This is a genomic window from Mesorhizobium sp. M0408 (assembly GCF_040321495.1).
Classification (GTDB): domain Bacteria; phylum Pseudomonadota; class Alphaproteobacteria; order Rhizobiales; family Rhizobiaceae; genus Mesorhizobium.
In genome coordinates this window covers 168,697-185,448 of the sequence record NZ_JAMYRO010000009.1, presented here as the reverse complement: position 1 = coordinate 185,448, position 16,752 = coordinate 168,697, and the positions used below count along the sequence as shown (strand labels likewise).

General features: G+C 63.1%; 16 protein-coding genes. 6 read left to right on the top strand and 10 right to left on the bottom strand.

Going from position 1 to position 16,752, the window contains the following annotated elements; translation table 11 throughout:
* The first annotated feature begins 6 nt into the window (after positions 1-6).
* From NKI67_RS13435 to NKI67_RS13425, 3 genes are read left to right on the top strand one after another with little or no spacing between them, the layout of a single operon-like run.
* The gene (locus NKI67_RS13435) at positions 7-1,074 is read left to right on the top strand and encodes a type III polyketide synthase (RefSeq protein ID WP_352645570.1); all 1,068 of its coding nucleotides are present in this window, start codon (positions 7-9) and stop codon (positions 1,072-1,074) included.
* Positions 1,071-1,784 carry a methyltransferase domain-containing protein gene (locus NKI67_RS13430; RefSeq protein WP_352645568.1) on the top strand — a complete coding sequence of 238 codons (714 nt, stop codon included), beginning with the start codon at positions 1,071-1,073 and terminating at the stop codon, positions 1,782-1,784. The genes NKI67_RS13435 and NKI67_RS13430 overlap by 4 nt, the downstream gene beginning before the upstream one ends.
* On the top strand, positions 1,781-3,001 hold the full coding sequence (locus tag NKI67_RS13425) for an NAD(P)/FAD-dependent oxidoreductase (RefSeq protein ID WP_352645566.1): 1,221 nt from the start codon (positions 1,781-1,783) through the stop codon (positions 2,999-3,001). The genes NKI67_RS13430 and NKI67_RS13425 overlap by 4 nt, the downstream gene beginning before the upstream one ends.
* Here the strand turns inward: NKI67_RS13425 and NKI67_RS13420 are convergent.
* From NKI67_RS13420 to NKI67_RS13380, 9 genes are all read right to left on the bottom strand, one after another.
* Complete coding sequence (locus NKI67_RS13420; protein ID WP_352635973.1) at positions 2,998-5,532, bottom strand: NAD-dependent epimerase/dehydratase family protein; 2,535 nt, start codon at positions 5,530-5,532, stop codon at positions 2,998-3,000. The two genes, NKI67_RS13425 and NKI67_RS13420, sit on opposite strands and share 4 nt — an antisense overlap.
* 735 nt (positions 5,533-6,267) lie before the next feature.
* A complete protein-coding gene (locus tag NKI67_RS13415; protein ID WP_352645564.1) occupies positions 6,268-6,765 on the bottom strand; it encodes a hypothetical protein in 498 nt (165 codons plus the stop codon).
* Between the two features lie 65 nt (positions 6,766-6,830).
* On the bottom strand, positions 6,831-7,610 hold the full coding sequence (locus NKI67_RS13410) for a DsbA family protein (RefSeq protein ID WP_031211922.1): 780 nt from the start codon (positions 7,608-7,610) through the stop codon (positions 6,831-6,833).
* Between the two features lie 53 nt (positions 7,611-7,663).
* Entirely contained in the window at positions 7,664-8,347 is a 684-nt protein-coding gene (locus tag NKI67_RS13405; protein WP_502902184.1) for an SCO family protein, read from the bottom strand.
* 67 nt (positions 8,348-8,414) lie between these two features.
* On the bottom strand, positions 8,415-8,942 hold the full coding sequence (locus tag NKI67_RS13400) for a TlpA family protein disulfide reductase (protein WP_156937355.1): 528 nt from the start codon (positions 8,940-8,942) through the stop codon (positions 8,415-8,417).
* A gap of 7 nt (positions 8,943-8,949) precedes the next feature.
* Positions 8,950-9,390 carry a DUF411 domain-containing protein gene (locus tag NKI67_RS13395; protein ID WP_023677230.1) on the bottom strand — a complete coding sequence of 147 codons (441 nt, stop codon included), beginning with the start codon at positions 9,388-9,390 and terminating at the stop codon, positions 8,950-8,952.
* A gap of 29 nt (positions 9,391-9,419) precedes the next feature.
* The gene (locus tag NKI67_RS13390) at positions 9,420-10,853 is read right to left on the bottom strand and encodes a multicopper oxidase family protein (protein WP_352645561.1); all 1,434 of its coding nucleotides are present in this window, start codon (positions 10,851-10,853) and stop codon (positions 9,420-9,422) included.
* Positions 10,854-10,983: 130 nt separating this feature from the next.
* The gene (locus NKI67_RS13385; RefSeq protein ID WP_352645559.1) at positions 10,984-11,391 is read right to left on the bottom strand and encodes a hypothetical protein; all 408 of its coding nucleotides are present in this window, start codon (positions 11,389-11,391) and stop codon (positions 10,984-10,986) included.
* A gap of 87 nt (positions 11,392-11,478) precedes the next feature.
* Complete coding sequence (locus NKI67_RS13380) at positions 11,479-11,904, bottom strand: MerR family transcriptional regulator (RefSeq protein WP_352645557.1); 426 nt, start codon at positions 11,902-11,904, stop codon at positions 11,479-11,481.
* A 63-nt stretch (positions 11,905-11,967) separates the two neighbouring features.
* On the opposite strand from NKI67_RS13380, the gene NKI67_RS13375 reads away from it, so the two are divergent.
* Both NKI67_RS13375 and NKI67_RS13370 read left to right on the top strand, forming a co-directional pair.
* A complete protein-coding gene (locus NKI67_RS13375; protein WP_352645555.1) occupies positions 11,968-14,166 on the top strand; it encodes a heavy metal translocating P-type ATPase in 2,199 nt (732 codons plus the stop codon).
* 32 nt (positions 14,167-14,198) lie between these two features.
* Positions 14,199-14,795: a cation efflux transmembrane domain-containing protein gene (locus NKI67_RS13370; protein WP_352645553.1), complete on the top strand. Its 597-nt coding sequence runs from the start codon at positions 14,199-14,201 to the stop codon at positions 14,793-14,795.
* A gap of 285 nt (positions 14,796-15,080) precedes the next feature.
* Here NKI67_RS13370 and NKI67_RS13365 read toward each other — a convergent pair whose 3' ends face one another.
* Positions 15,081-15,503, bottom strand: coding sequence for a cupin domain-containing protein (locus NKI67_RS13365; RefSeq protein ID WP_031211929.1), 423 nt, complete (start codon positions 15,501-15,503; stop codon positions 15,081-15,083).
* Positions 15,504-15,694: 191 nt separating this feature from the next.
* Here NKI67_RS13365 and NKI67_RS13360 point away from each other — a divergent pair, with 191 nt between their 5' ends.
* Complete coding sequence (locus NKI67_RS13360; protein ID WP_352645551.1) at positions 15,695-16,507, top strand: class I SAM-dependent methyltransferase; 813 nt, start codon at positions 15,695-15,697, stop codon at positions 16,505-16,507.
* Positions 16,508-16,752: the final 245 nt, after the last annotated feature.

The window sequence follows — 16,752 nt, the reverse complement described above, 5'->3', positions numbered from 1 at the left end:
CAGAATATGCCCGTCAACGCCTATATCAACCGGATCGCGACGGCGGTGCCGGAGCATGAGGTTCATCAATTCTACCTGCGTTTCGCGGCTTCCATGCTCGTGGCCGATCGCCGGAGACTCTTCGAACGCATGGCCGATCTTGCCGGCATCGAGCACCGCTATTCCTGCTTTGCGCCGGCGTCCGACCCCGAAGGACCAACTGCCGACCTGGCCGGGACCTTCATCCGGGGCGCGTTTCCCGGAACAGCGGCGAGAATGGCGATGTTCGACGATGCCGCACCTGTTCTGGCGCAAAAGGGCATCGACGGATTGCAGCTTGGCGACGACGCTTCCCGCATCACCCATCTTATCGTCACCACCTGCACTGGCTTTTCGGCGCCGGGCATCGATCTGGAGCTGATCGCGCGTTGCGGGCTTCCCGATAGTGTCGAACGCACGATGATCGGTTTCATGGGTTGCTACGCGGCGATCAACGGGCTCAAGCTGGCCCGCCACATCGTCCGCTCCGACCAGCAGGCCAAGGTCCTGCTGGTCAATATCGAGCTCTGCACGATGCATCTGCGCGAAACCACCGAGCTGGAAAAACTGCTGTCGTTCTGCCTCTGGGGCGACGGCTGCGCGGCCACGCTCATTACCGCCGAGCCGGCCGGCATCGAGCTCGATAGCTTTCACTGTCTGGTGGCGAGGGAGCGGCGGGATCTGATGCGCTGGAATATTCGCGACCACGGCTTCGAAATGGTTCTTTCCGGCCAGGTGCCGGCAGCGATTCATGAGGCGTTGCGGAACAGCCAGGCCGCCATGCTCGGCGGCCGGCCGACCGAGGCAATCGACCTTTGGGCCGTGCATCCGGGTGGACGTTCGGTGCTCGACGCCGTCGAAAGGGCCCTGGAACTGGAGCCCACCGCGCTGGAACCATCGCGCGAGGTGTTGCGCCAGTATGGGAACATGTCGTCGGCGACCGTCATGTTCGTGATGAAGGAGATGTTGAAGGCGCCACCCGGCCTGCTCGGCTGCGGCATGTCGTTCGGACCCGGGCTGACGGCCGAAACCATGCTCTTTCGAACGGTGTCATGAGCGGCCTGGAGCACCGGCAGCTCGCGCCGGAAATCCTCGACGGACTTGCGGCCGACGATTCGCGAGCGCTGGCCGCGCGCCGCGACCTTCGGCGCATCAATATGCTGATGTTTCAGGTGCCGATCATGACGTCGTTGCTCAGGAGGTTCGTGCCAACGCCGCCACGCCGCATTCTGGAGATCGGCGCCGGCGATGGCTCCTTCATGCTGGCGGTGGCGCGGCGCATGGCCAGGCATTGGCCCGGGGTCGAACTGGTGATGCTCGACCGCGTCGACCTCGTCACCGCGCAATTGCGCGGTGATTTTGACAGGCTGGGATGGAAGGCCGAAGGCGTCACCGCCGATGTCTTCGACTGGGCAGGAAAGATCGAGGGTGCGCCGTTCGACGCCGTCACCGTCAATCTGTTCCTGCATCACCTCGATGATGCGCAGCTCGTGCGTCTGTTTTCGCTGATCAGGCCGAAAGCCCCGTTGCTCATCGCGACAGAGCCGCTGCGGGCGAAACTGCCGCTGGCCGCGACCCGTCTTCTGCCGGCAATCGGCGCCAACGACGTCACACGAAACGATGCGGCGCAAAGCGTGCGTGCCGGCTTTCGCGGCAGCGAGCTTTCCCGTCTCTGGCTTGCGGCCAACGGCAAACCGGTCGAGGAGCGGCGCGCCGGCCTGTTTTCCCACATCTTCGTCGGCGCCAGTGCCAGTGTCGAGCCATGACGCGATTGTCGACTCATGACGCGATCGTCATTGGTGCCGGCCCGGCGGGCACCTCCGTCGCGCTCACGCTGGCCCGGCGCGGGTGGGTCGTGGCCATTGTGGAAAAGACCGCATTTCCGCGCCGCAAAGTCTGCGGCGAATACATCTCGGCAAGCAATCTTGCGCTTCTCGACCGGCTCGAGATCGGCGATGCCTGGCGTGCCAATGCCGGCCCCGAAATCCGCCGCGTCGGCCTGTTTTCCGGCGAGACCTGCGTCGAGGCGGCAATGCCACGTGCAGGAGCTGGGCCTCGTGCGAAAGACAGCTTCGGCCGGGCGCTCGGCCGGGACATTCTCGACTCTCTGCTTCTACAGGCGGCGCGATCGGCGGGTGTCGAAATCTTCCAGCCCTGCCGCGCCGTCGCCATCGAGCCGGACGGTGAGATGCAAAGGGTGCGAATTCAGGCCGGGGATGAAGCGGCGATGTTGCGTGCGCCGGTGATTGTCGCCGCTCACGGCTCTTGGGAACCGGGACCATTGCCCAGCCAGCTCGGAAAGGCCAATCGCCCGTCGGACCTGCTCGGCTTCAAGGCGCATTTCACCGGGTCGTCCCTGGCGCCGGATTTGATGCCTCTGCTGGCCTTCCCCGGCGGCTATGGCGGAATGGTTTCGGCGGATCATGGCCGGTTGTCGATCTCGTGCTGCATCCGGCGCGATATGCTCGCGCGGCTGCGTAAACAATATGGCCCCAAACAACGGAGCCACGTGTCGGCCGCCGATGCGGTCTCCCGGCATCTCCTGAATTCATGCCGGGGCGTGCGGGACGCCCTGGAACCGGCTCTCCTCGACGGTCCGTGGCTTGCCGCAGGTCCGATCCGGCCGGGAATTCGCTCGTGCTACGAAGGGGACATCTTCCGCGTCGGCAATGCAGCCGGAGAGTCTCATCCTGTCATCGCCGAGGGCATCTCGATGGCGCTTCAGTCCGGCTGGTTGCTGGCATGCGAACTCGCATCCACTCCAGGTGGCCGAGCGGGGCGCGAGGCTGCCGCCAGACGCTACGAGGCGGCCTGGAAAAGACTGTTTTCGACACGGGTCTACGCCGCCGCGGCCGTTGCCGGAATTGCCCTTCGCCCCGGCAGCGCCACCTTGATGGCGGCGATCGTCCGGAATTTCCCGCAGGCACTGACGCTGGGCGCGCAACTGAGCGGCAAGACCAAGCCGGTTCCAGGCTTCGTCTAGGCGACATAGCGGTCCCATGAGCCGTAGTGCTCCTTGCTTCGGCGCCCCCGAGGCAGGCTGAGGCCGATCACAACTAGCCCTGCAACGGCATTGTTCAATGTCGAACCTCTGGTCGCGCCGTCGAGCAGCCAGGGCGCTGCGATCAGCCATAACCCGAACGGCAGGTTGAGGAAACGCAACGGCCGTGCCACCTCGGCCATGGCGCAGACCGCGATCGTGATGATCATGGCGCCCGAGAGGTGATCGCTGTTTGCAATGGCGCCGGCCGTGCCGAAGACCAGCCGCGAGACCATCAGCCAACCGCCGACGATACAGCATGCGACCAGCGTCCATGGAAACGTGACACCGCGAATGGCTGCGGCGGACTGTGCGGCAAGCGCGGCGGAAAAGCCGGGATCGTTCTTGTCCGCCTCGCCGTTCGGCTCCGGCCCGCCTTGGAAAAAGGTGCGCCAGAACGGACGGTCTGCCCGCACGCTGCGCAGCATGTACTGGCCCATGGCGACCACCTCGTCCAGCGTCAGCGGGATCATGACCAGCATGGCCGCCGCCGCGATGAGGCACAGTGTGCAATAGGTGCCGATCATGATCGGCTGGATGATGATGAAGAAGATCGAGACGCCGCCGAGCGGCACCACCAGGATGAAGAAGAAGGTCACCATCCAGGGCATGGTGCGCCAGCGGGTCGCCGTGCCCATCGCGCCCATCAGGGTTTCGATCATATAGGCCACGGCGCCAAGCCCGGCATCAGCGACTGGCCAGGCTTGAGAAACGTCGGATGTGATGATGAATTCCGTGCCGTTCCTGCCGTCTCCGCCGGAGAAGAACGGCTCCCAGACAGCACCCACATGGCCGAGCTGGTAGGCAGTGAGATAGCGGGCGATGAGGAAACCGAAGAAACCGAGCGCGATGATCGGCAGGCGCTGCAGCCAGGATGACGGCGAGTAGGTCCAGCCAGGCGGAACGGTGCTCTCGTCCATCATCCCTTCGTGGCTCATGCCCGGCATCATCGGGACGAGCACCGAGAAAGCGATGGCCAGCGCGCCGACGATCGTGTCGTTCATGGTGGCGGCGGCGCTCGGCGTCCAGAAGAACAGCGGCGCGAACAGCAGCCACAGGCCGGCGATCGTCGTGCCCCATTGCGCCCAGGAAAAACGCGGCGACAGTGCGAGCCCGCCAAACAGCATCAGCAGCAAGCCCGAGACAATGTCGCTCCAGCCGGTGAGCGCGTTGCGCAGCACCGGTTCCCACAGTCCACGCTCTTGCGTGACGTCACGCACAGTGCCGGCCGCCGCCGGATCGAACAGCGCGAACTGAAGCGGGCTGGTGAGGAGCCACACGCCAAGCGTGATGACCAGGAAATGAGCCCAGAGCATCTGCTTGCCCATCCCCGCCATCTCGGCCATGTGTCCGGGTTTCATCTTGTCGTGTTTGGCCTCGAACGCCTTGTCTTTCTCTCGCGCTTTTGTTCCGCTGCCGGCCACCTTGGCGGCGTTGAGCTTGTTGGCCCGATACCAGCCGGCGGGATCTGCCTTGAGCGCGTCGACGATCCGCGGCAACGTCTCGCGCAGGGAATGCCGGGGCTGCCAGCCGAGGACATTGCGGGCACGGCTGATATCGATCGCGTAGTGGTCGTCGGCGATATCGACCATCCAGGGACGAACGAATGATTCTTCGCCCAGCACGTCCTGTTGGACCCAGGCACCCGCCTTGGCGAGCGCCTTCGGCACCTCCCGTGTCTCCCAGTTCTCGCCACGGATCAACCGACCAATCTCGGCTTGAAGTTCGCCGTAGCCCATGACCTCAGGCTCGCCGAGAAGCAGCGCCAGCTCCGTGGGAAGTTTCTTCCGCCGATCTATAAGGCGCGCCACCGCATCGGTGAGGTCTTCCAGATGCAGAAACGACTGCCCTGTGCGCAGGTCACCCGGATATACATGCCCGGTCGGATCCTCTTCGTAGATACGCGCAATCTGATTGGCGAGGAATGCGTTACGGCCGAGATCATCATAGACGCCGGCCGGCCTGGCATAGACGACAGGGATCGCCCCGTGCTGCTCATGGATCAGGCGCTCGGTCTCGATCTTCGAGGTGCGGTAGGGTAGGTTCGATTCGAGCGGCCAATCCTCATCGATGATGTCGCCCGGTCGGCCACCCTTGTGCGCCAGCATCGAACTCATGAAGACAAACTGCTCGACCTCAAATTGTTTCAGGGCGCGCAGGAGCTTCTCGGTGCCGCCAACCGTAATCTCTTCGTAGAGCGGGTTCCGTTCGCCTGTGAGATCGAAATAGGCCGCAAGATGGATCACCGAGGCGAGGCGGGCGCCATAGGCCGTCCGCACGCGCGCCAAACCGGCTGCCACGGCGTCCTCCGATGTCAGGTCGATGCAGACGCACTCCGCGGCCGGCGGCGGCTGACGCGTCGCCGCCCGGTCGAGGCCGACGAGAGCAAACCGGTCGGCGAAGCTGTTGACCAGAGCCGAGCCGATGAAGCCGGTGCTGCCGGTAACAATAACCGTGTCTTTGCGCTTCGCCATCCAGACCTCATAGCCGGCGATTTGCCACTCCTGAGAGGGCCGAAGGCGACAGACGTTAAGAGCCGAGGGGCCGGACCAGTTCCGACGCCGACCCGATGACGCTGCTGCTTCCGATGACGACTACAACTTTCCGCCCTTTTTGCTCTTTTGACCCCGACTGCCTATGCCGTCAGGTTCGCAAATATTTGACCAGCGCCGCGATCGCGAGCACGAGGGTGACAAGCACCAGGACCCAAATGAGCGCCATGCCGCCCATCATCCACATTGAACCGTCCATCATCATCACAATCATCCCTCCCGCCGCCGCTGCCACCGGCGATTGCGAGGGGAACTAGTTCGCCATGTACGCCCGTCAAGGCGAACTCGATCAGCCCACGAAGGCAGTGGCTTGCCGGTCAATCAAGGCACGTTCAACGCTATCGACGAACGAGTTCATAATAGGCTTCTGTCAGAACATGCTGACCGCGCGGTAACTCCGAAAGGGCAAGGCTTTAATCCAGCGCCTCCAGTGCCCGCAGCAAGTGTTCCGCGACATCTGATCTGCCTTGCCGATATGCCTCTCTAACAGGGCCAGTAGCTGCCTTTCGAAATTCATGGTTCGGTCCGCAATTGGACGACCTCCGGAAGTTAGCAATGAGCCTAACGGTTCCAGCCACCGGGAGGTCAAGCGCTCCTTTCAAGAAGGTAGAACAGGTTGAGAGCGCTTGTTGAACCGCAGCCGAGTTGTCGCCGGCTCTACTCTCCTCCGCCGCAACCGTCTGAGAGATCCCAGACGTCGACGACCTGCTTGCCGGTGAAACCGTGCTCGCGGATCAGGAACTTCGCCAGCCCGCCATACACTTTCCAGCGCCAGCATTGGCAGCAGCATGGGCCTTTCTCGTTGGAATTGGCCATCGCATAGTCGTAGGCCTGCTGCTCTTCGCCGGAGAGTTTCACATCGTAGTAGGGCATCATCTTCTGTGCGATGCCGGCCGGAATATCGTACGGATCGCTTGGGATCATCGCGATCTCGCGGTACCTGGCCAGGCCGCTCACCTGCTCGGCATAGCGCTTCGTCTCCATTGGGCTGCAGCACGAGCCCGTGATCCGCGACATCGCCGGCATGGTCGCGATCGATTCCGTGAACTTGGCCGAACACGTGCTGTTGCCGTTCTGGCTGAGATATCTGAAACGGCGTGCCAGATCGGGATCCTCAGCGGCGATCGCCAAATCCGGCCCCTTGAGCAGGCTCACGACCGCAGCGGCGCCAAAGGCGCTCCCCAGAACAACCGTCCGTCGGTTTGGGCAAAATATTCGGCTCATTTGCTGGTCCTCGCCTGCTCGATCAGTTTCTTCATCGTTGCGAGGTCGGTCGCGCCGGGGAAAATCTGCTCGCCAACGACGAAGCTTGGCGTTCCGCTGATCTTCAGCGCCTGGGCCAGTTGCGTATTCCGGTCGATCGACGCCTGGATATCGGGCTGCTGCATGTCGGTCTTCAGTTTAGCCACATCGAGACCGACGTCGGCAGCCACCTTCAGTACGACCGCTTCGGTCACCCGCGTCTTCACCGCATACAAGGCCTTGTGGAACGCCATGTATTTGCCCTGGCGCACGGCGGCGAGAGCCGCCTTGGAAGCAAATACGGAATCCGTGCTGAGGATCGGGAATTCCTTGTAGACGATCTTGAGCTGCGGATCGTCGGCCATTGCTTGCGCCATGATCGGCGCAACCTGCCGGCAATAGGGGCAGTTGTAGTCGAAGAACTCGACCATGGTGACGTCGCCTTCGGCGTTGCCGCCGACCGGGCTCGCCGGGTCCCGGAAAATCTCGTCCGCCTTGTCCGTCAAAGCGGCTTTCGCCTCTTTTGCGGCAGCCTCGCGCTGGCGGGCGTCGAGGCTCTGCAGCGACTGCACGAGCACCTCGGGATGCGCAAGAATGTAGTCGTGAATGCGCTGGTCGAACTGGTCCTGGGACATCTCGCCCGCGGCGATCGCCTGATTGTGGAGACCGAGCGCGAGCCAGATCGTCGCGCCGGCCAGCATGACGGCACGGGCCATTTTGCCGACGGCTCCGCTCAATGGATTGGACTTGTGGGTCACAGGGTTCTCCTTCCCTCTGTTTCGCCGGACCGCCGGCACGTGCAAATGATGCCTCAGAACATGCCCTTGATTTTCGCCCACCATCCCGTTTCCTGCTCATGGTGCGGGCGCTCGACATTGTTGGTAAGCGCATTGACGAATGTGACGAGATTGACCGATGCGAAATCCAGGCCATGGAAATTCGCCCGCCAGCGGCCCTCCTTGTCGATCACATGGGTGATGGTGCCGTGCATCTGATAACCATCATCCGTCAGCGTGAACTTGTGGCCGAAGGCCTCCGCCAGTCTGCGGGTCGCATCCTCCGGCTGATCCTCCATCGTGGTCAGGAACAGCCAATTGACGGGATCGAGCCCGTGCGCCGGCCCGTATTTGCTGAGCACGTCCGGCGTGTCCCTGGTCGGGTCGGTGGTGATGGTCACAAAGCTGACCCGGTCCTTCATCGGCGTGCCGTTCACCATTTTCTGGATCTCGGCGATCTTCTCGGCATGAAGAGGGCACACATCCGGGCACGACGTGTAGATGAAGTGGAGGACGACCACCTTGCCGCGCAGATCGGCCGTCCGCACGACACGCCCGTCGGCGGTGCGCAGCGTGAAATCAGGCGCCGGCTTGTCGATCGGCTGGAAATATTTCTCGTCGGCCTCAAGCGTGGCGTCGATTTCGTCGAGCGAGTGGGCTTGCGCCTGATACGAAAAGCCCGCGGTCAGCGCCGCAATGGCAATTACGTTTAGCAGCAAGCACCTCCATTCGTTCAAAGCCGATGCAACGCAGCGAGCCTTTAGCCCGAACATATCTGTCCCTTTCTCACTTGGCGGCGATGCGGCTGCGGATGAAGTCGACCATGTCGGGGACGTCCCATTCGGCCGGCCCAATCAGCCGGCCGATCTCCTTGCCGTCGCGGTCGACCAGCAGGGTTGCCGGAAGGCCGACGGTGCCGATGGCGAACATGGCCCTGCCCGAGACGTCGATGTTGAGGGCGAGGTGCTTGATGCCGATGTCGGCGAAGAACTTCTTCACAATCTCAGGACCGGCGCGGTCCATGGACAACGCGACGACCTCGAAATCCGGACCGCCGAGTTTGGCCTGTAGGCGATCGAGCGTCGGCATCTCCTTGCGGCAGGGCGCGCACCATGTCGCCCAGACGTTAAGCAGCACGACCTTGCCGTGGAAATCCGCAAGCATTTTCGGCTTGCCATTGCCATCCTCGAAGCTGATTTCCGGCACGGGGACGGGCGCCTCGTGAACGGCAAAGTTCTGCGGCGGCTCAGCGGCTGATACCGGCCACGAAAACGCCAGCAGCATGCCAACCAGGACCATAGCTAGTTTGCTCACAATGTCCTCACTCGGTCGCGTAGACGGTGGGCGCCTTGCCGTCCTTGGTGAAGGCGTAGACGACGAAGGGGCCTTGCTTCTCGCCACCCATGCCTGGGGCGCCGGCCGGCATGCCGGCGAGCGTTATGCCGGTGATGGCAGGGCGCTCGGTCAAAAGCTTCTTGACGATCTCGACCGGCACCAGGCCATCGACGATATAGCCGTCGACCATCAGCGTGTGGCAGCCTTCGAGGTCGGCCGGCACACCGGCATCGCTGCTGATCTGGGAGAGATTGTTGACCGGCTTTATGTCGACCTTGAAGCCGTTGTGCTCGAGATAGTTGGCGTAGGACTCGCAGCAGCTGCATTGCGGGTTCTTGTACATGACGGCGTTGATCGTTGCGGCGAAGGCGGGCAGCGGCGTTGCGATCAGCAGGGACAGTGCGGCAAGGCGGTGGGTCAGTTTCATTGCAGTTCTCCTTGGTTGGATAAAACGTTTCAGGTCACGCGGAACGCCGTCATCAGGCCGGCCATCTGGTGATCGGCGACATGGCAGTGCAGCATCCAGTCGCCCGGATTGTCGGCGACGAAGGCGCATTCGATCGTATCCTTGGGGGCGAGCAGCACCGTGTCCTGCCATTGCCGGTGCGGCACCGGCGAGCCGTTGCGCGAGATGACCGACAGGCTGAAGCCGTGGACATGCATCGGGTGCCACCAGGCGGTTTCGTTGCGCATGGTGAGATGGCAGGTCACACCGCGTTTCAGCGTGAACTGCGGCGCCATGCCGGCATGGCCGTCGCCGGTCATCGACATGCCGTTGATCGCCCAGGCCGCACCGCCGTTCATGCCCATCATCCCCATGCCCATCATGCCGCCGACGCCCTTGAGCTTGCCGCCGCCCATCATGCCGCCCTGCAGGACGATCTCCTGGCGCTCGGCGCCAGCGAGGTCGGGCTGGGGCAAGGGGTTGCGCGGCAGGCCGACAGGCGTGTCGAGCGGATGGGTTCTCAGCGGCGGCGCTGCGTCATAGGCCAGCGTGGTCAGCGTATAGGCGAGGCCGTCGTAGAAATCGTCGATCACCGCGTGGCGGCTGCCGGGGTGGCCCTGCATGTCGAGCACGATGTCGATGCGCATGGCGGGCGCCAGCACCAGGCGACCGCCCTCCGGTTCATGCGGATCGCAGGGCTGGCCGTCGATGGCGACGACGACCGGACGGTGGCCTTCGAAGCGCAGCGCCATCATGCGGGCAAGCGAGGCATTGGCGAGCCGCAGCCTGACGCGCTCGCCGGCCTGCACGCTCCGATCGCCTGGCCCCGTGCCGTTGATGGTGACGACATTGCCGACGCGGCCCGACATCGACGCATCCATGGCACTGCCGAAGCCGCCGGCGATCTGCCCATCGGCCGCAAGCCGCCAGTCCTGCAGCAGCCACAGAATGTCACGGTCGACGGCGACCGGCTCGACCTCCTCGACGACCAGTGCGCCGGCAAGGCCACGGCCGAGCTGGACCAGGCTGTTGGCGTGCGGGTGATACCAGAAGGTGCCGGCATCGGGCGGGGTGAATTCATAGATGAAATTTTCACCTGGCCTGATCGGCTTCTGCGTCAGGCCGGGCACGCCATCCATGGCGTTCGGCAGCCGGATGCCATGCCAGTGAACCGTGGTGTCTTCGTCCAGTCCGTTCTCGACGATGATCCGAGCGGGCTGCCCCTGGCGCAAGCGCAGTGTCGGGCCGGGGATCGTGCCATCATAGGCCCATACCGGAGTGCGCGGACCATCAGGGCCGGCGAACCGTGCCTGGCTCGGCGCCACCCTGATCCGGTATTCGCCCGTGGCCATCGCCAGCGTAGGGCGGATCGGCGCGGCGGCAATGCTTGCTGCCGCAAGCAGGAATTTGCGGCGCGTTATGAACGGATTTGAAACGGAATTCACTTTTGTGACCCTTGCGGTAACCGACGGCGAACGTCGCGACGTCGATTGAATTGCTACCGCGCCCGCTGCGCAGTACGCGCAACCGGGCGATCAAACGCCGCTAATCAGCCGTGGAACGGCAGAAACGGCGTCAGACGAGAGCGCTGGGTCTTGGAGGGAATGGCTCGGGCAGCAGACTTCGCCCGTGCAGGAACGGGGCGGGACGCGCCGACGGCAGCTCGGGCTGCGGCAGTCCCGTCACGGGGAGAGCCTCCGGCAGCACCGCCAGAACCGGTGCGACACAGGTCGGCGCACATTGCATCGGTTTGTCATTGCCGGCCGAGCCCTTGAGGCAAGCGTTGCAGTCACCGTCCCTGGCATCGGCCATCTTGGCCATGTCGGCGTCGGTGGTGCCGGTATCTGCGGCCATGGTCATGCGGCCGTCGACTCCCATCCTGGCCGACATCACAGCAGCCTGAGCGGCGGACAGGCTGAACCCGGCGGTCACGATGACCGCGAGAAGCATGACCAGAAGGTGTTTTGGTGACAGGCGTGCCATCATCCGCTCAGGTTGACCGTAAAATGCGGCTTTTGCAAGCTCCGGATGCCGCGACATCGGGGCTGACGCGAGCTCTGCTCTGGCAAATCAATGGTGAGGATGCTCGCATTTATCGTGATCCGCCAGCACTTCGATGACACGGCATTCGCAGACTTTTCCGTGCCGGCAGCCTTCGACCATATGCTCCAGCTCGGCTTTCAACGCTGTAAGGCTGCGTATCCGCTGAACCACGTCGGCCAGACGCGCCTGGGCAATGGCGTCGGCGGTCGCACAAGGCTGGCTGGGATTATCCTGCAGCGTCAGCAGCGCCCTGATGGCTTCGATCCCGAACCCCAACTCGCGCGCGTGCCTGATGAAGGCGAGCCGGCGCAAGTCTGCCGCTTCATACTGCCGGCGATTGGCTTCGCTGCGGGCAGCGGCAGGAAGCAACTCTATCTGCTCATAGTAGCGGATGGTTGGAACCTTCACGCCGCTGTGTCGGGCCGCTTCACCGATGGTCACACCTGCTGGCATTTCGCTTGCTCCTCTAGTCGCTAGAGGATGTAGCGTCGCGCTCGAAGATACAAGAGGTTCACCATGGCTGCGACCAAACAACAGACCCGCTACCGCGTGGAAGGCATGGATTGCGCCGGTTGCGCCAGCAAAATCGGTACGGCCGTGCGGCGGATGCCTGGTGTTCAGGACATCAACGTATCCGTTTCGGCGGGCACTCTGACGGTCACTCATACTCCCGAAAGCAATCTCGGCGCGATCGAGAGGAAGGTCACCGGCCTCGGCTACGCCGTCGCTCCGCTGACCTCCAAGCCTGGGACGCCGGCGTCCGATCAATCCGACAACCATGCCGACGGAAGGCGCAATCACGACGAGAACGTAGCGGGGTTACATGATAACGATGATGCGCCGGCGTCGGAGCTATGGTGGGACAGCGCCAAGGGCCGCCTGGCCATCGCCAGCGGGGTCGCCTTGGCCGTGGCTTTCGCGATTGATTACGCCTGGCCTGCGACCGGCCCGTGGGCCTTCATCGCCGCAATGCTGCTCGGCCTGGCTCCGATCGCGCGCCGAGCGGCCATGGCCGCAGCGGCAGGCATTCCGTTCACAATCGAAATGCTGATGACTGTGGCGGCGGCCGGGGCCGTCATCATCGGTGCCGGCGAGGAAGCGGCGACGGTGGTCTTCTTGTTCCTGATCGGCGAGTTGCTCGAAGGGGTTGCGGCCGGCAAGGCACGGTCCAGTATTCAAGCGCTCACGACCCTCGTTCCCAAAACCGCGTTCGTCGAGAAAGACGGCCAGACCCGCGAGGTGCCGGCCGAAAGCCTGGCTGTGGGCGCCATCATCCTCGTGCGGCCGGGCGACCGGATTCCGGCTGACGGCGAGATCACCGAAGGCGGGAGCGCCATCGATGAATCACCCGTCTCCGGTGAAAGCGTGCCGGTGCGCAAGGACGTCGGCGACACGGTCTTTGCCGGCACTATCAACGGCGACGGCGTGCTGCGCGTCAAGGTGACGGCGACCGCCGCAGACAACACGATTGCACGCGTGATCAAGCTGGTCGAGGAGGCGCAGGAAAACAAGGCGCCGACCGAGCGCTTCATCGATCGCTTTTCGCGCTGGTACATGCCCGGCGTTGTCGCCGTCGCGGCGCTCGTGGCCGCCACACCGCCGCTGCTCTTGGGCGGCGATTGGAACGAATGGATATACAAGGGGCTGGCGCTGCTGCTCATCGGCTGCCCGTGCGCGCTGGTCATTTCAGTTCCGGCGGCGATCGCGGCGTCGCTTTCGGCCGGAGCCCGGCGCGGCCTGCTGATGAAAGGTGGGGCGGTGCTGGAAGGGCTCGCGACCATCACCGCCGTGGCGCTCGACAAGACCGGCACGCTGACGCTCGGCAAGCCGCAGGTCACCGATGTCGTTGCGGTGGGTGCCAGTGAACGCGACATCCTTTCGCTCGCGGCAGCGCTTGAGATCGGCTCGAGCCATCCCCTCGCTTTGGCCATCCTCCAAAGGGCCAAAGCCGGCAACATTCCCGTGCCGCCTGCCGCCGAAGCCAAAGCGATCGGCGGTAAAGGGGTTATCGGTCGTGTCGGCGGCAAGAACCTGTTTCTGGGATCGCCAGTCGCGGCGGGCGAGATAAACCCGCTGCCAGCAAACCAGGCGGCGCGCATCGTGGCATTGAACGATGAAGGCAAGTCAGTGGCGGTGCTGCTTGTAGACAACGCGCTGGCCGGCTTCATTGCCATGCGCGACGAACCCCGGCCGGATGCTTTCGCCGGGCTAAAGGCGCTGACCAATGCAGGCATCAGGACAGTCATGCTAACCGGCGACAATAAGCGCACGGCGGCTGCCATCGGCAAACAGCTCGGCATCGAGGTGCGCGCCGAACTGCTCCCGGAGGACAAGCAGGGCATCCTCGGCGAGTTGAAGGGGCAGGGGCTTAGGGTAGCCAAGGTCGGCGACGGCATCAACGATGCGCCGGCACTTGCCGCGGCCGATGTCGGCATTGCCATGGGCGGCGGCACCGATGTGGCCCTTGAAACGGCTGACGCAGCGGTGCTGCATGGACGCGTCGGCGACGTTGCGGCCATGATCAGGCTGTCCCACGCAACCATGGCCAACATCAAGCAGAACGTCACCATTGCGTTGGGCCTGAAGGCAGTGTTCCTGGTGACGACGATCGCCGGCATCACCGGCCTCTGGCCCGCCATTCTCGCGGACACCGGGGCGACGGTGCTGGTGACGGCCAATTCCATGCGGCTGTTGCGTTGGAAAAGCAGCTGGTAAGAGCGACAACGGCATCATGCCAAGGGCAGACCATGCAGCAAGCCATCACGTCGGACGGCCTTCGCCGGGTGGTGCTTGTCGTCGCACTGCTGAACCTGGGTTATTTCGGCATTGAATTCGCCGTCGCGCTGGCGATCGGCTCGGTGTCGCTGTTCGCCGACAGCGTCGATTTTCTGGAAGATGCCTCGGTCAATCTCCTCATACTGCTCGCCATGGGATGGTCGCTGCGTGCCCGCTCGCGGGTCGGCATGGCGCTGGCGCTTATCCTGCTGGTGCCGGGCCTGGCGACGCTGTGGACCGCGTGGGAAAAGTTCAACATGCCGGTGCCGCCGCAGCCAACGGCTCTGACGCTGGCGGGGTTGGGCGCTCTCGCGGTCAATCTGTCATGCGCCTACATGTTGGCGCGCTACCGCCATCACAGCGGCAGTCTTACCAGGGCGGCATTCCTCTCGGCCCGCAACGATGCGGTCGCCAATGTTGCGATCATACTGGCCGGATTGGTGACGGCCTTCCTGTGGCGCTCGGCGTGGCCGGATCTGATCGTCGGCCTGGGAATCGCGGCACTGAATGCAGACGCGGCGCGCGAGGTCTGGGAGGCAGCTCGGGAAGAGCACCGGGCCATTTCGTGAACTCCAAAACGCTCAGCGCGCTGCCGATTGCCACTCCGCCAATGCAGCAGTCAGCCGGAAACCTGCGCGATCTCTAATATAATCGCACCCTTTCAAAGCGGGCGGAGGGAGAACCGCTCATAAGTAAAAATCGGAGGAAAACCATGAACAGCATGAGCCTCACCACATTTGGACGAAGTCGACCGGGTCGAAGCGGTGAAACGATGAACCGCTCAAGGCCACGCACGTCATCAAAAGGCCCGCGTCCCTGATGGAGGACGCGGGCCCGATTTTCGGCGGCATGCCCTAGGCAGGTATCAAGACGGCGATGCGGTGGATGCCGACCACCTTGCTGGTGTTGGCTGCCTCGTCGGTCTTGCCCTTGGAGCAGGTGTACACGTCACCTTCCTTGAGCTTGAATTCCTTGTCCGCCTTCTTGATCGTGAATTCACCGGCAGCAATGGTGCAGACCATGTCGTTGTCCATCACCATTTGAGGGGCGGCTGCTCCGGGCTGAAAGACTATATCGACAATTGAGATGCTCTTGTAAGCGGGGATATCGGAATTGCCGGTGCCGACCTCGACCAATCTGACGCCGGGGGCTATCTCCTTGCCTTCCTTCGGGCCGTATTTCTTGACCTTTGCAGCAGCCGCCAGCGTGAACAAAGGCGTTACCGCTGCCGCCGTCACGCCAAGCGCGATTGCAGACCTGCGATTTATGGTTTTCATCGCATCCTCCCATTTTATGTTTGGCCACGCACCAATGCGCATGACCACAATATATTAACACATATGCAGATAATTGCAGCACGGCGTTTCGGAGCTTCCGGGAGCGAACCGCCTCCCGGTCGAATGCGACCGAATAGCAAACAATTCCATGCTATGCTGACGAGCCATCAAACGGACGGCGGGGGATAGCAATGTTGGAAACGGACAAGGTATTCGCCGGCTCAATTCCGGAAAACTACGACCGCTATATGGTGCCGTTGATTTTCGAGCCGTTCGCCGCAGATCTTGCACGACGGGCAGCGTCCTTGTCGCCAAGCGCCGTTTTGGAAACCGCCGCGGGCACCGGGGTTGTCACCCGCGCATTGGCGCCAAAACTGTCGCCCGGTGCAAGCTATGTCGTAACCGACCTCAACCAGCCGATGCTCGACTACGCCGCTTCGCGGCAAGCTCCCGACGATCGCATCAAATGGCGTCAGGCGGATGCTCTGGCGCTACCGTTTGAAAATGCGGCCTTCGATCTCGTTTGTTGTCAGTTCGGCGCGATGTTCTTTCCCAACCGCTCATCTGCCTATCGCGAAGCCCGGCGAGTCCTGAAGCCCGGAGGACATTTTCTATTCAGCGTATGGGATCGCATCGAAGAGAATGTATTTGCGGACGATGTGACGAATGCCCTGGCGAGGATTTTTCCGAACGATCCGCCGCGCTTTCTGGCACGCACGCCGCATGGCTGCCACGATACGGCACTGATCCGTAGCGAGCTGGAGGACGCAGGTTTTTCCGGTGCGGTGATCGAGACGAGAGCCGAACAAAGCCGTGCCTCCTCGCCGCGCCTTCCGGCCGTTGCTTATTGCCAGGGCACTCTCCTTCGCAATGAAATCGAGGCCAGAGAGGCGGGAAAACTGGACGCTGCAACCGACTATGCCGCAGCCGCCATTGCAGACAGGCATGGCAGCGGCAAGGTTGCCGCCAAAATCCAGGCTCACATAGTGGTGGCTGTGGCCTAGGTGTTGGATATCCCGCTCCGGCACTTGGCGACATTCAGCTGCTGCGCGGCAAACATCTTGCCGCTGTCCCGAATTCTCAGACGTTAATCGTTCATTCGCCGAGTGGCAGGTCGACAAGTGCCCGCTCGATAATCGCCGGTCTGATCGATCGCCGGGGCTTGATGGCGGCGGCTGCCGGCCGCAAGATTCTGGTCGGCCCGGCTTCACTTTCGCAGCCATGGCCGACTCCGCCCAGCAAGGTCTAG

Excerpts from the sequence above, each read along its gene's own strand:
- NKI67_RS13435 (WP_352645570.1), top strand. The coding sequence starts at position 7 with ATGCCCGTCAACGCCTATATCAACCGGATCGCGACGGCGGTGCCGGAG.
- NKI67_RS13430 (WP_352645568.1), top strand. The coding sequence starts at position 1,071 with ATGAGCGGCCTGGAGCACCGGCAGCTCGCGCCGGAAATCCTCGACGGA.
- NKI67_RS13425 (WP_352645566.1), top strand. The coding sequence starts at position 1,781 with ATGACGCGATTGTCGACTCATGACGCGATCGTCATTGGTGCCGGCCCG.
- NKI67_RS13420 (WP_352635973.1), bottom strand. The coding sequence starts at position 5,532 with ATGGCGAAGCGCAAAGACACGGTTATTGTTACCGGCAGCACCGGCTTC.
- NKI67_RS13395 (WP_023677230.1), bottom strand. The coding sequence starts at position 9,390 with ATGAAACTGACCCACCGCCTTGCCGCACTGTCCCTGCTGATCGCAACG.
- NKI67_RS13385 (WP_352645559.1), bottom strand. The coding sequence starts at position 11,391 with ATGGCACGCCTGTCACCAAAACACCTTCTGGTCATGCTTCTCGCGGTC.
- NKI67_RS13380 (WP_352645557.1), bottom strand. The coding sequence starts at position 11,904 with ATGCCAGCAGGTGTGACCATCGGTGAAGCGGCCCGACACAGCGGCGTG.
- NKI67_RS13375 (WP_352645555.1), top strand. The coding sequence starts at position 11,968 with ATGGCTGCGACCAAACAACAGACCCGCTACCGCGTGGAAGGCATGGAT.
- NKI67_RS13370 (WP_352645553.1), top strand. The coding sequence starts at position 14,199 with ATGCAGCAAGCCATCACGTCGGACGGCCTTCGCCGGGTGGTGCTTGTC.
- NKI67_RS13365 (WP_031211929.1), bottom strand. The coding sequence starts at position 15,503 with ATGAAAACCATAAATCGCAGGTCTGCAATCGCGCTTGGCGTGACGGCG.
- NKI67_RS13360 (WP_352645551.1), top strand. The coding sequence starts at position 15,695 with ATGTTGGAAACGGACAAGGTATTCGCCGGCTCAATTCCGGAAAACTAC.